This window comes from Arcicella sp. LKC2W, from assembly GCF_034931005.1.
Classification (GTDB): Bacteria; Bacteroidota; Bacteroidia; order Cytophagales; family Spirosomataceae; genus Arcicella.
The window spans coordinates 172,620-187,726 of sequence record NZ_JAYGIN010000011.1 but is presented as its reverse complement, the minus strand read 5'-3'; the positions used below and the strand labels follow the sequence as shown (position 1 = coordinate 187,726).

Annotated in this window: 9 protein-coding genes; 4 read left to right on the top strand and 5 right to left on the bottom strand. The window is 37.4% G+C overall.

The annotated features are described in order from the left end of the window. Positions 1-68: 68 nt before the first annotated feature. From VB796_RS10525 to VB796_RS10515, 3 genes are all read right to left on the bottom strand, one after another. Positions 69-938, bottom strand: a complete 870-nt coding sequence (locus VB796_RS10525; protein WP_323346496.1) for an alpha/beta hydrolase — start codon at positions 936-938, stop codon at positions 69-71. Between the two features lie 83 nt (positions 939-1,021). Beyond that, the gene (locus VB796_RS10520) at positions 1,022-1,984 is read right to left on the bottom strand and encodes a sugar phosphate isomerase/epimerase (protein ID WP_323346495.1); all 963 of its coding nucleotides are present in this window, start codon (positions 1,982-1,984) and stop codon (positions 1,022-1,024) included. Positions 1,985-2,165: 181 nt separating this feature from the next. Beyond that, positions 2,166-3,800 carry a carboxylesterase/lipase family protein gene (locus VB796_RS10515; RefSeq protein ID WP_323346494.1) on the bottom strand — a complete coding sequence of 545 codons (1,635 nt, stop codon included), beginning with the start codon at positions 3,798-3,800 and terminating at the stop codon, positions 2,166-2,168. Positions 3,801-4,200: 400 nt separating this feature from the next. Between VB796_RS10515 and VB796_RS10510 the strand changes: the two genes are divergently transcribed. Beyond that, entirely contained in the window at positions 4,201-4,914 is a 714-nt protein-coding gene (locus tag VB796_RS10510) for an NUDIX hydrolase (RefSeq protein ID WP_323346493.1), read from the top strand. A gap of 173 nt (positions 4,915-5,087) precedes the next feature. On the opposite strand, the gene VB796_RS10505 is transcribed toward VB796_RS10510, so the two are convergent. Together VB796_RS10505 and VB796_RS10500 are read right to left on the bottom strand one after the other, a co-directional pair. Then, positions 5,088-7,463, bottom strand: a complete 2,376-nt coding sequence (locus VB796_RS10505; protein WP_323346492.1) for a glycosyl hydrolase family 28 protein — start codon at positions 7,461-7,463, stop codon at positions 5,088-5,090. Positions 7,464-7,534: 71 nt separating this feature from the next. Then, entirely contained in the window at positions 7,535-8,584 is a 1,050-nt protein-coding gene (locus tag VB796_RS10500) for a pectinesterase family protein (RefSeq protein WP_323346491.1), read from the bottom strand. A 250-nt stretch (positions 8,585-8,834) separates the two neighbouring features. Here VB796_RS10500 and VB796_RS10495 point away from each other — a divergent pair, with 250 nt between their 5' ends. The 3 genes from VB796_RS10495 (at position 8,835) to pelA (ending at position 14,983) form a co-directional block, all read left to right on the top strand. Then, positions 8,835-12,026, top strand: coding sequence for a TonB-dependent receptor (locus tag VB796_RS10495; protein WP_323346490.1), 3,192 nt, complete (start codon positions 8,835-8,837; stop codon positions 12,024-12,026). A 59-nt stretch (positions 12,027-12,085) separates the two neighbouring features. Beyond that, on the top strand, positions 12,086-13,864 hold the full coding sequence (locus VB796_RS10490; protein ID WP_323346489.1) for a RagB/SusD family nutrient uptake outer membrane protein: 1,779 nt from the start codon (positions 12,086-12,088) through the stop codon (positions 13,862-13,864). A gap of 93 nt (positions 13,865-13,957) precedes the next feature. After that, positions 13,958-14,983 (top strand): pectate lyase, encoded by a 1,026-nt coding sequence (gene pelA / locus VB796_RS10485; RefSeq protein ID WP_323346488.1) that lies wholly within the window; start codon positions 13,958-13,960, stop codon positions 14,981-14,983. Positions 14,984-15,107 lie beyond the last annotated feature (124 nt).

The following is a 15,107-nucleotide window of genomic DNA, read 5'->3' as shown; positions in this document are numbered from 1 at the left end:
AGCAGATAAATTTCTTAAATTGACAGCATCGGTATCGCATACGCTTTCTAATATCTACGGCATTATTTCTATTTCAAATAACCTTGCATTTTGAGCCAATTTCCGAAGTTATCAATCCAGTTATCGGTTGAAATACCCGTTTTTCGCATACCAAAACCGTGTCCGCCTTTTTCATAAATGTGTAATTCGGCAGGTTGTTTGGCATCGAACCATTTGCGATAAATATTAATACTGTGAGGCATTAAACCCAATTGGTCGTCACCCGCAACGGCAATGAAAATGGGCGTTTTTTCTTTGGGCATATTTGTCCCAATGATGGCATTTTCATAAGCGTAAATAGGAGCAACGAAATTTGGACGATTATTGTCATCAGCACTATAAACCACTGACATGGTGAGTGTTCCGCCTGCTGAAAATCCCATAAAGCCGATTTTTTTCGGGTCAAGATTTAATTCTTTGGCGTGTTCACGAACGTATTTTACGGCGGTCAAACCGTCTTGAGTTGCCAATGGAACAACTGTTGCATTTTCTTCATCTAATGCTTTAAAATTTGCCATTTTTGGCATTAACTCTTTCACAGGGTCATCGGTCAAACTATGCACAACTCGATATTTTAACACAAATGCCGTTACGCCTTTTGCGTTCAACCATTTGGCAACGTCAATGCCTTCACTATCAATTGAAAGTGTATGAAATGCTCCACCTGGGGCAATAATTACAGATGTTCCATTGGGGTTTTCGGGCAAATAAGCCGTAATCGTTGGACTGGAAACATTATAAACAACTTTGGTATTGAAGATATTTTTCTCAGAAACGGCTTCTTCCCAAGTCCAATTTTCAGAACCTTTGGCTTTGCCTTCGTAAAGTGAAATGACCTTTTGGGCGTTTGCATTGCATATAAAACCTACTGTTAAAAGTATGGAAAGAAGAGTTTTCATGGGGAGTTATGAATTATGAGTTATGAATGATGAGTAATGACCCATTGAGAGTTATCATTCATCATTCTTAACTCATCATTCGATTAAATTTTACCTTTCAAATAATCTACGCTACGTTTCAAGGCTACTTCTGGTCCTTGCACCATATCTTGTTCTACAAAATAGTGTTCAACACCCACTTCTTTTGCTTTTTTTACGATGCCTTGTAAATCTAACGCTCCATCACCTGCCGAAGCCATTAATGAGAACATTGGCATCCAGTCATTCATACCGCCACCGTCTCCAGCGAATTGTTTTTTCTCCTTCATATCCTTTAAATGCAACATTTTGTAGCGATTTGAATATTTAGTGAGATACTCAATTGGGTCTGCACCACCAGCGGTTGTCCAGAAAATATCCATTTCAAAGAATACCAAATTAGGGTCGGTATTGTCCAAAATAATTTGAAGAGGAACTTGTCCGTTCATTGGTTTAATACCATAACCGTGATTATGATAACCGAATTTAATGCCTTGTTTTTTAGCACTTTCCCCAATTTTATTGAAGGAATCAGCAATACGTTTGTAGTCGTCAAGGGTTTTGCGTCTATCGTCTGGAATAGCAGGAAGCGTTACGTATTTATGTCCTAAAATGTGAGATGCTTCTCCTAAAGCCCCCATGTTTGTTTCTAAAGTCTCCAAGTCTGTATGTGTTCCCGGACTTGTCATTCCGTGGTCGTCAAGGATTTTTTTCACTTCTTGAGCAGTTCTTCCGAAATAGCCACTACCCGAAAATCCTAACATTTTACCAGCACCTTCCCAACTTTTTTTGGCTTTTTCAGCACTGAATGGAAATGGACCAAAAAGCTCTAATTCCTTAAATCCCAATTCAGATAACATCTTGATTCCACCCATATAATCCTCAGAAAGCATTTTTGGGATAGAAAAAAGCTGGATACCTAATTTGTTTTCTTGCTTCAATTCTGCCATGATATTAGCAAAAGGCGTTATTGCAGCGGCAGTCGCTAAAAGCGATGTGTTTTTTAAAAATTCTCTTCTTGTTGTCATGTTATTTTAATTTACGATTGATATTGTAGGACAGGTTTCTAAGCTGTCAGTAGGTTTTTTGACAGGTTGGAAACCTGTCAGTACAATATTTGACTTGGAGTAACTTCTCGTATGTTTTAAAACATACGAGAAGTTGAAAAGTAAAAGCTTAGTAAGTTTTTTGACAGGTTGGAAACCTGTCCTACTTATTCTTAAAAGCCTTATCCAAAAACTCATAACGAGCATCGTCAGAAGCTTTGATTGTTTTTGATTCTGTATCAATAATCATTACTGGAGGCGTTGCATCACCAGTTTTTGCGGCTGTCCATTCTGGTAATTTTCCACCGTTTGGATTTCCAGTTTTGATGAAATTGGCAAAATAATTCAGCATCGTATCCGATACTTTATAATCGTCTGGAGTCCAAGCGTATTCTTTTACCAAATGAAGATTTCCCATGCAATATTCAATTTCACAAGCGTGAGGAGCACCCACAGGAGTAGGAGGTTTTGGAGCATTTGCATCTTTTTTCACTGTTCCGCCTGCCAAACCAGAAGCCATAGAATTATCCACTAAATCAGGTCTGATTTTGCTGTATAAATAGCGATAAACAGGTTGTGAAGAATTGTTACGGTGCAAGTCAAACCATTTCCAAGTGCTATAAGAAATGAATCTATCTGATGCCAAAGCCGTTGCCGAAAGCTCAACTTCTTTGTCAGAACCGTGTGGGTATAATCTTAAAACTTCCTCAAAATCAGTAGGATATGCTTCTTTTACTTTGGCAGTAAAATTCTCAGCAGTATAAGGTTTTCCTTGCATAAACGCCATTCCTGGAATTTCGGCAGAGTTCCAACCTAACAAAAGAGGTATTTGAGCTTGTTCTTTTGCCCCGAAAATTTGAGGAAGCGTTTTTGGCATAAAATAACCATCAATAACTACTGGAAAGCCGAAACGTCTCGATTCGTTGTACATTTCGTAAACTTCTCTGGTTGATAAGGCTCTCAATTGTTTCAAGGTTGGAACGCCCGCATTTTTTGCAAATTCAGCACCTTGTTTTTCTGCTTCTGCTAAGGTTACAGGAGCCATTGTTGGGTTAATTCCTGCTCCACTTTCACCGATTGCCCCCGCAATTAAGCCTTTTGACAAAGGCGAAGCCATCTGATAACTTACCGCAATAGAACCTGCGGATTCTCCCGCAATCGTTACTTTTTTAGGGTCGCCGCCAAACTGAGCGATGTTTTTCTGAACCCATTTCAACGCCGCAATTTGGTCGAAATATCCATAATTTCCAGAACCTTTGTAAGACGTTTCAGCACTTAATTCTGGGTGAGCGAAGTTGCCAAAAACATTTAGACGGTAGTTGCAAGTAATGACTACGATTCCTTTTTTTGCCATGCTTTCACCGTCATAACGTGGCTCAGAAGCGTCTCCAGCTACATTTCCACCACCGTAGAAATACACTAAAACAGGTAAATCTTTGGTATTTCTTTTCGCAGGAGTCCAAACGTTTAGGTAAAGGCAGTCTTCACTTACGCCGTTTGAACGTGAATTCATATCGCCAAAAACAATAGTTTGCATCGGTCTTGCACCAAATTTTTTAGTTTCCTTCACACCCGACCAATTTGTTAATGCTTGGGGAGCTTTCCAACGTAATTCGCCAACTGGCGGTTTGGCAAATGGAACACCAAAATAAGTTTGAATACCCGATTTTGTATCGTAATTTCCTTCAATCACACCATTTTCAATGGTAGTTTGCACCGCAAAAGCATTATTTCCTTGTGCCATTCCTGAAAAATTAGCAAGACAAAGCAGTCCGAATAAATAGACTATTTTTTTCATTTTTTTAGGTTAAATTTATTATTGTCGCATTTTGAGACAATAATAATTGGTTTTTAAAATTAATCCTATTTATTTGTGAAAAATTTATATTAATTAGGTTTTTGGGGTTGGTTTTTGGGATTTAGATACACGATGATGAGTTTTCATTCATGTTAAAGATGAAATTAAAATACATAAATGTTACGCTTCTCCGAAGCGAAGTACTGTTCATCAGAGACTCTACTACTACAAAGGTTTTACTTCTCCGAAGTAATTAACAATGAGCATACTTCGGAGAAGTAGAACCTTTGTAGAAATAAGAAATAAGTGAAATCATGGAATGCACTTCGGAGAAGTGTAACATTTACCTTGACATATTACGACCTTTCTGTCGAAAAATAAACTCTTTAAATACTTCATCGTGAACGACAACGAAACTACCTTTTTACGTCACATAGCTTATGACTCGGTCATTTTTGGTTTTTCGGGAGAAAAGCTAAAAATTCTCATTACGAAATATCATAATACGGGATTTTTCGCTTTGCCAGGTGGATTTATGCAAAGAGATGAAAATTTGAATGATGCCGTAAGAAGGGGGTTGAAAGAACGAACTGGTTTAGAAAATATCTATTTGGAGCAGTTTTATACTTTTGGCGATGTGGCACGTTACAAACCCGAAATTATGCAGACTATTTTAGAAGCTAATGGGCATAATTCTGAGCCTTATCTGTGGATGTTGGATAGATTTATTTCGGTAGCTTATTATGCTTTGATAAATTATAATGATGTTGTACCAACGCCCGATGCTTTGTCGGATTCTTGCGATTGGTACGATATGGATAAATTGCCAAATTTGATGCTCGACCATGCCGAAATTGTGGCGAAGGCTTTACACACTTTACGGGAAAATTTAGAACGAAAATTGGTAGGAACAAATCTTTTGCCTCCATTATTTACATTAACGGAATTGCAAAAAGTGTATGAAGCGATATTGGGAGAGAAATTACACCGAGGTACTTTTCAGCGGAAAATTTTAGGATTGGGACTGTTGCAGAGACACGAAAAGCAGTTTTTGGGAAAGGCACATAAAGCTCCGTTTTTGTATAGTTTTGGGGAGGATGGTATGAGTTTATGAGTAAAGGGTTTATGAGTAAAGGGTTTATGAGTTTATGAGTTAAGAGTTTATGAGTAAAGGGTTTATGAGTAAAGGGTTTATGAGAAATTATACTTTAATTTTTTTACTCATAAACTCATGAACCTATAACTCTTAAACTTTTCACTCATAAACCCATCACCTCATAACTCCATTTACTTCTTCAAAACAACGCCATTGCTTACTTTATTTCCTAAAATAATACCATTTTTTACCTTTTTAATATCTGTATTTAACAAACGAATCGCTTTTGAGCGTGTGCCTTGAACTTTCAAAAATGTTTCTGCATTACTGCCAAATTTAATGCCATCAAGTGTTACGTTTTGACTATTTTGAATTTGCCCGATGGTATTATCTTGTGTCAAAAGGGTAATGTTTTTCAAGTTAATATCTTGTGCTTCAATGCAAAGTAAACCTTTGTTGCATTCAAGAATAGCATTTTCAATATTGATATTTTTGATTGCCATTTCTGGTAAGCCTCTTATTAAAATACCCGTTTCAGCTCCTTTACACACAATATTTTTGATAAAGAAATTCTTAAATTGTGGCGTTGCTTCGCTTACAGGTTCTGACTTAATTTCTGGTAATTCTTTTACTTCGCCTGAAGCCAATGATTCGCCTGATGCTAAAACAGGGTCTTTTGCAGCATAATACATATCAAATAAAATTGCCTCACCTGGAATTTCAGTCATATTGACATTATTCACGTAAATATTTTCAACAACACCACCACGTCCACGAGCCGTTTTGAAGCGTAAACCAACGTCTGAACCCATGAAAGTACAGTCTGAAATAAACATATTTCTCACACCACCAGACATTTCTGAACCAATCACAAAACCACCGTGTGCATGGTAAACAATATTATTTTTAACGATAAAATTTTCCGTTGGCACGCCACGTTTTCTACCTTGTTCATCTCTGCCCGATTTTATCGTGATTCCATCATCTCCTGTGCTGAAATTACAACCTTCCAAAATTCCGTTGCGACAAGATTCTAAATCAATGGCATCACTATTTTGAGCATACCAAGGATTACTTACCGATACATTTTTAATCGTAATATGGTCGCAAAGAAGTGGGTGCATTGTCCACGCAGGAGAATTTTGAAGGGTAAATCCTTCTAAAATAATGTTTTTGCAACGAGTCAAACTCAACATATTTGGACGAAGGAAATCTTTGTAAGATTCCAATTCTTCCATGCTCGGACGTATGGTATATGTTCCTACACTATCTTTTCTCAATCGCCCTGCGTTGGGAATTTGGTTTCCTTTCATTGATTTTTCCGAAGGATACCACATATCTTTTTTGTCATTGGTAACGCCTGTTTTTATCAATTTCGACCACTGACCAGCCGTCATTTTATCTCTTTTGATAGCACGCCAAACATCTCCGCCACCGTCGATAATTCCACCGCCTGTAATGGCAATATTTTCTAAATCAAAACCGCCAATTGGAGCTTGACAACGATATGAGTCTTGTCCTTCCCAAGTTGTTAACACAATTGGATAATCAGCATAATTACGACTGAATTGCAATAAAGCACCTTTTTCAAGATGAAGATTCACATTACTTTTCAACACAATTGGTCCAGTTATCCACATTCCTTTCGGAATCAAAACAGTTCCACCACCTGCGGCATTACATAATTCAATCGCTTGATTGATGGCTTTCGTATTAACGGTAAGTCCGTCGGCGATAGCTCCGTAACGAACGATATTAAAAGTATCTTTTCTGAAAGCTGGGCGGTAAGTAATGGGTAATTCATACTCATATTTATCTGCAAATTCTGTCTTTTTCAAAAAGTTTCTTAATGGATTGCCTTGTTTAACCATTTCGTCTGCCACCATATTTGCCATTAATCTTGCTCCGTAGGGCGAAAAGTGCGTATTGTCATCGCTTCCTTTTGGGAATTTGCTATAAATACCTCCTCCAAAAATCATAAACATTTTCTTTGAGTCATTTACGCCGTGTTGTTCAATGATTTTTTGACTTTCTTTATGAGCATCTATTAAATGTAAATGATATTGTTGGGCAATCTCACGGACAACTTTTGGATATTCACCGTGTTGGTCAACGAACTTTCCGTTTTCATCAAACTTTCTACGCATTACGGGCGTGAGTAAGATTGGCGTAGCACCTTTTGCTTGTACTTCCTCGATGTAGCGAATCAAATTTTTACGATAATCCGTTTGTGGAGCTGCATAACGAGTAGTATCTGATTCCTTTTGGTCATTATGCCCAAATTGGATAAATACAAAATCGCCTTTGTGTAATTGGTCGCTTACCTTTTTCCAATGTCCCAACGTTCTAAAACTCTTGGTACTACGTCCATTTACCGCATGATTTTGAATTTCAACGGCATTGGTGAATAATTGAGGAAATACTTGTCCCCAACCAGTTTCGGGTTCGTCGTAAGGGTTTTTATTGGCACAAGTAGAGTCGCCAATCAAGAAAATTCTTGGTTTGTCGTCTGCCGATTTAAAGGCAAAAATTAACGTCAGGGCAATTATTGATAGTATTTTTTTCATTGGTATTAATTTGAAGTAAATAGCTTTTTAGCACTATTTTAGTTTTAAAATCAAGTTTTGCGATATAATTTCTATTTCAAAGGATTCCATTTTCCTTCAAAAGTCCAATTGACAGAAATCGTTTTTGGGTCAATTTTTAAATTGTCTTTATGCCATTGATAATCACCTGCTTTTCTATGACAATTTTGGTAGTAAACACGGTGTCCCCACTGTGGTTCTGGACTGCTGGATACATGGTAAATTTCGGTGTCAGCCATGTTTTTATCAAACTGACAATCAAGCAAATAAAACTGAGCTGGACGATGATAACGCCCTAATTTATAGCCTTTGTCACCTTCAAAAGTACAGTTTTTTAAAACTGTTTTTGAATACTCATGACCTGTGCCGTCGTGCCAAATGGCAGCACTCATATTGTGGCAAATAAAATGACAGTTTTCAGCCCAAGACGAACCCCTCGGACAGTAAAAATCTACGCCACCTTCCATCGTACAATCTTTGAAATAGAACATTCCACCCTCTGCGTCCCAAGGACTTACGGTGTCTCCACCTCCTGAGCGAAAAGTACAATTTTTGAAAACTAAACGAGTTGCTCCAGGCATTGACCGAAAGGCAAATTGATGTCCGTCTTTTCTCACTATTTTTTTGCCAACTTCTTCACCATTTTCTCGATGAATGGCATAGCCTTTATTGGCAGTTCCACCACCACCTGCTTCGGTGGTACAAATAATGGTTGTATCACCTTTTGCCGTAAAGCCGTAATCATTTAGAACGGTGAGTTTTTCAAAAGATAAATCGTGCCCTTTTACATTCATTGTTGCTGCTCCGTAGTCATCAGGATGGTTGCAACGCCAAATATCACGGGGTAATGCAATGCGGATAATTACCCCTTTTTCACTTTGTCCTTCAAATTTTATGAAAGATTTGGCAATCATCAATTTTTCTGAATATACCCCATTTTTAAGGTAGATAATTCTGGTTTTAGTTGTTGTAGTATCCAGACTATTGATAGCATCTTGAATACTTGTAAACTCTCCTGAACCATCTTTTGCAACGGTTATTTTTTGAGAAAAAGAAGGAGAAAAGCGGAGCAAAAAGAGTAAAATGAAAATGGTATGTTTCATGGGTAAGGTCTTGCAAAATAATAAAACTATGTAAAATGACTACTGCCTCATAAAGCCAAAAAATAGATATTATTACCCAAAATTGGATTAAGTTTTTATTATTTCTGAAAAGGAAAGGGAGCATAGAAAATTCGTATCAGTAATTTTTATAAGAATTGTTTTTGCTAAATCATTAGATTTTAAATTGACTGTACTTTAAGGAGTATCATCCCAATTATATTACTAAAAACACTTAACAATCATTCAAAATATGAAAAAACTGCTAATGAGCTGTTTTTGCCTACTTTTTTGGTTTGGAGCTTTCGCTCAAAATCGACAAATAACTGGACAAATAAAAGACAGTAATTCAGAAGAAGCTTTGCCAGGAGTAAGTATCTTGGTTAAAGGCACAAAAACAGGAGTAACAACCAATGTTGATGGAAAATTCTCTATCAATGTTCCTAATAATGGAGCTTTGGTTATCAGTTTCGTGGGTTATTCAACCCAAAATATTACCGTCGGTGACCGTTCAGTAATAAATGTAGCTCTTGACCCAACTAATACCATGTTGGATGAAGTCGTTTACATTGGTTATGCACCTGTCAACCGTAGAGATTTAACAGGGTCTGTGTCATCTGTTGGGGCAAAACAACTAAAAGATATTCCTTTAACCAATGCTGCTGAAGCACTTACAGGAAAACTTGCAGGGGTACGTGTAACCACATCTGAGGGTTCTCCAGGGGCGGATATTCAGATTAGAATTCGTGGAGGAGGGTCAATCACACAAGATAATTCTCCCATTTATGTAGTTGATGGAATTCAGGTTGAAAATGCACTTTCGTTTATTTCTCCGCAAGATATTGAAAGTATTGACGTATTGAAAGATGCCTCAACAACGGCTATTTATGGAGCAAGAGGAGCGAATGGTGTGGTTATTATCACAACTAAATCAGGGAAAAATGGAAAAACAACGGTGAGTTATAATGGCTCAATGGGTTTCCGTCAAATTTTCAAGACTTTAGACGTGATGAGTCCTTACGACTTTGTGCGTTGGCAATATGAAAGAAGTAGAGGCGATGCCGCTGCGGAGAAAAGTTTTAACGACCAATACGGTACTTGGGATAATATCAATCAATACAAAACTACCACGCCAATCAACTGGCAAAACGAAGTATTTGGAAGAAAAGCCGTTTATCAAAACCATAATTTGATGATAAATGGAGGCGATGCCAAAACCAGCTTCAACCTTAGTTTGACTGCCAATAAAGAAGATGGTATTTTGCTTGAATCTGGTTTTGACCGCTATTTGGCAAGTTTTAGAATTGACCATAAAGCAAGCGAGAAATTGAAAGTTGGTTTTAATGTAAGATATTCTAACCAAACCATTACAGGTGCAGGTACTTCTGGAAGTGGTACAAAATCAACCAACCGTTTACGTCACTCGGTTCAATATCGTCCATTATTGGTTGGGGTCAATCCTGTTATTGATGATTTTGACAATGACCTTTATATCAATGCAGGAAACTTGGTTAATCCAATTTTGATTACCCAAGCGGAATACCGTTCTGCGGATACGAAAACAACCAATTTAAGTGGATATTTTTCTTATAATATTCTCAAAAATTTAGTGTTTAAATCAACTTTTGGTATTGATAATAATGATGGTCAGATTAATCAATTCTGGTCTAAAATTACTGGAACTGCTCGTAACTATGCTTCATTGCCAGTGGCTAATATTTTTACGCAAAACTCAGTAACGCTCAATAACTCAAATACGCTTCAATACAGCAAGAAATTTGGCAAAAAACATGATTTTAGTGTATTAGTTGGTCAGGAGATTTACGATTACAACTCGAAAAGTACAACTATCGAAACTCGTTATTTCCCTGCTGATATTAATTCAGACCAAGCTCTTGCCAATATGGGACTTGGTTCTCCTCCGACTGGTGCAACGCAAGCTCGTCCTATCTCAAATGAGATGCCATCAAACCGTTTGTTTTCATTATTCGGAAGAGCAACTTATAGTTATGATGACAAATATTTAGCAACGGTTTCACTTCGTTCAGACCGTTCTTCAAAATTCAAATATGAAAATGGTTCATTAGTTTTCCCTTCTGGAACATTGGCTTGGAGATTTACGAAGGAAGACTTTATGAAAGATGTTAAATGGCTTTCGGAAGGTAAACTTCGTTTTGGTTATGGTGTAGCAGGTAATAACCGTATCAGTGATTTATTGTACCAACAATTATACGGTGTAACGGGAGAATATGCCCTAAACCATAGTGTTTTGCCAGGTTATGCTCCAATTGCCTTGGCAAATGAAGACTTAAAATGGGAATCTAACGTTTCTCAAAACTTAGGTTTAGACTTGTCTTTCTTGAATAATAGAATCCAACTTTCGGTTGATGCCTATAAAAATTCGGGACAAGATTTATTGTTAGCCGTAGCGATTCCTCCTGTTTCTGGTTATTCTTCGCAAATCAAAAACTTAGGTTCAACCACCAACAAAGGGCTTGAAATGCAGTTGAGTGCTAATATTTTCCAACAAAAAGACTTTTCTTGGAATACCAGTCTTAACTTATCAACTAACAAAAACACCGTTACAAGTTTGGGAACAATTACGCAACAAACTCGTAATTCTGGCTGGCAAGGTTCAGACGGAACGGATGATTATTTAGTAAAAGTTGGCGAGCCTGTGGGTTTAATGTACGGTTTTGTAACGGATGGTTTTTATTCTGTGGATGATTTTAACTATAATCCAGCTTCAACAACGCCTGCTGGTTTTTATACCTTGAAACCAGGAATTGCCTTCAACTCTGTTTATGGAACACCACAACCTGGAATGTTGAAATGGAAAGACCTTGATGGAGACGGATTAGTAACTGCCGATAAAGACCGTACCGTAATTGGTAACGCAAACCCAACATTTATGGGTGGTTGGAATAACCAATTTACCTACAAAAACTTCGATATGAGTTGTTTTGTAAACTTTGTGGTAGGAAACGATATTTATAATGCGAACAAAATTGAAATGACTGACGGTGCATTTACAAGTTTGAATATGCTTAATATTATGAAAAATCGTTTTACCAATATCAACGATGCTGGTGCGGTTGTAACTGACCCAACTGAATTGAAAGCATTGAATGCAAACGCTCAAATATGGTCGCCAGTACGTGTACAACGTTATTGGTTACACTCTTGGGCGATTGAAGATGGTTCGTTTTTACGTATCAATAACTTGACTTTGGGTTATTCATTACCAAATGCCATTTTGAAAAAAGCGAAAATTTCAAAATTGAGAATTTACGGAACAGTCAACAACTTGGCTACTTTCACGAATTACTCAGGATATGACCCAGAAGTAAACACTCGCCGTAGTGACCCACTTACACAAGGAGTTGATTTTGCAGGTTATCCAAGAGCAAAAACTTGGGTATTTGGTGTGAATTTGACGTTTTAAAATGTAGGGCATATTGGATATACTGCTATCCACGAAAACCATGATTAAAATATATCAAGATGAAAAATATATTCAAAAAAATATCAATCCTTACCGTTTCGTTATTTATTATTTCGGGCTGTAAAGACTATTTGGAAGTACAACCAAAGTCACAAATTAGTGTGTCTGATGCTTTCTCAAATGTTGCCAATGCCACCAATGCCGTCATTGGTGTTTATGATGAATTGATGGGAGATAATGGCTACGGAATCCGTATCAATATGTATTATCCTTATGATTCTGATGAAATTATCGTTTCTGGAAACTTGGATAATGGACGTAGAGGAATTGGTCGTTACCAATTGCTTTTAACCAACGCAGAACTTCGTAACCCATTCTTACAATTGTATCGTGGTATCGAAAAAGCCAATTTATGTATCGAGCAAATTCCTGCGATGGCTCAATATTCAAACGGAACGGAAGCAGATAAAAAAGAATTACGTCGTTTACACGGAGAGGCTTTGACTTTGAGAGCTCAGTTTTTCTTTGAATTAATCCGTAACTGGGGCGATGTTCCAGCACCAATGATTCCTGCTTATAAACAAACAGACTTATTCATTCCACAAGTTGACCGTGATGTTACTTACACAAAAATTTTGGATGATTTGAAAACTGCGACAGACCTTGTAGGATGGCGTTCTGAAGTTGGTGTAAGAAATGAGCGTCTCACAAAAGGAGCAATAAAAGCCCTTCGTGCTAAGATTGCATTATTCAGAGGTGGATATTCTTTGCGTAGCACGGGTAAATTAGAACGTAATGCAGATTATTTGACTTACTACAAAATTGCTCGTGACGAATGTGCCGACTTAATGGCAAAACGTACAGAACACACCCTTAACCCAAATTTTGAAGATGTTTGGAGAAAATTAACCTCTTTTCAGTATGACCCTAACGGAGAAATTATTTTTGAAGTAGGAGCAGGAGGTTCAAATTCAACTTCAGATAGCCGTATGGGTAATTATAATGGCCCTTCGGTAAATGCTTCGTCGAGATACGGAACTGGTGGCGGAGGCTTAGTCGCTTTGCCAAATTATTTCTATGCTTTTGACTCAACAGATACCCGTCGTGATGTAACGGTTACGGTTTACTCTATTGCGGCAACTAATGTAAAAGCACCACGTCGTTTGGCAGAATTGACAGATGGTAAATTTAGAAAAGATTGGAGAGTACCACTTTTACCAGGCACTGCTCTTAATCCAGGTTATAACTGGCCAATGATTCGTTTTGCTGATGTATTATTAATGTTTGCAGAAGCAGAAAATGAAATAAATGGAGTGCCTTCGGCGGCAGCAATCTCAGCTTTTGAAGAAGTAAGAAAAAGAGCTTACCGAGGAAATCTAAACAGAGTTGGTGTAACTCCAACTGATAAAACAGGCTTTTTTGATGCCATCACCAACGAGCGTTATTTAGAATTTGGGAGCGAAGGAATCCGTAAATTTGACTTGATTCGTTGGAATTTATTGTCTAAAAAAATCGAAGAAACTCGTGCTAAAATTGCAGATATGAGAGACAGAAAAGGTGCTTTTGCCAATGTTCCAAGATATATTTTCTGGAAAAATAATGGGGAAGAAATTCAATTCCTAAACTCATTTTACAAAGCAACCAGTTTAACGACCGCACCAACAGGCTGGACTCGTTTGGATTGGGGACAAGATTTGAGTAGAAATGTAATTGATGGTGTAACCTTAGACAAAGCAATGGCAAGATTATTCGTAAGCGGTAAAAGTGAATTATTCCCTTTTGACCAAGCTACCGTTGATTCTTACCAAGGAAAATTGAAACAAAATCCTGGATATTAATATTACTTGATTGATTATAATTACCGTTGAGGGCGTATAACATACGCCCTTTTACGTTCAAGACCATCTTAAACGCTTTGATATTCTTTAAAAATGGTAAAAAATGTTTTATTGATTGCATCTTTAACGCTATTAGCGTTTTCATCACAAGGGCAAATTGTGACTGATTCTACCGCTGAAAAGATGCTATTGTACCAACGTAATAATGGCGGTTTCCCACAGCCACACGGCGACCCGATTAAGTATGATTTGCCCCTTTCGGATAAGTTAAAAGCTACTTTATTGGCAGAAAAACCATTATTGGATGCCACTATCGACGACCAAGCCACAACTCGTGAAATAAAAGGTTTGGCAAAAGCTTATCAAAAAACGCAAAATCCTGTTTATTTGAAAGCCCTTGAAAATGGATTGAATTATTTATTAACTGCTCAAAATTCAGCGGGAGGTTGGGGACAATTCTATCCAGATTCAAGTGGTTATCATAAGCATATTACCTACAATGACAACGCCATGATTGAGGTAATGTGGATTATGAAATACGCTGCTGACTGTACTAATGATTTTGAGAAAATTGATAAAAAAATTGCTCAAAAAGCAAAAATTGCTCTCGAAAAAGGAATAAAATGTATCCTAAATACACAGGTTGTCCAAAACGGAAAATCTACGGCTTGGTGTGCTCAACACGACCGCCAAACCTTAAAACCTGCCAAAGCCAGAATGTTTGAATTACCCTCACTTTCGGGCAATGAAAGCGTTGGAATTATTCGTTTTTTAATGAGTATTGACAAACCTTCTGCTGAAATTAAAAACGCTATTCACGCTGGCGTGCAGTGGTTAGAATCCGTTAAAATTATAGGCATCAAAACCAAAGATATTCCTGATGCAAGTCAGCCCAAAGGAAAAGACCGAATTGTTGTAGAAGACCCAAATTCAGTTGTTTGGGCAAGGTTTTACGAACTCGAAACCAATAAACCTTTCTTTGTAGGTAGAAATAGCATTCCTAAAAACACCCTTGCCGAAATAGAAAACGAACGTCGAGTTGGGTATGCGTATTACGGAGTTTGGCCTAAAGTTTTATTAGAGAAGGAATATCCTATTTGGGAGAAAAAGTGGAAATAGTCATTAGGATATTTTAGTACAGAAAAGTTGATAATATCATACAATAACTAACCTCATAAGGTAGTAGAGTACAGGATGGCGAAAGCAGGCTCTTTTAGTATTTTTGATGAATAAATATAATTTT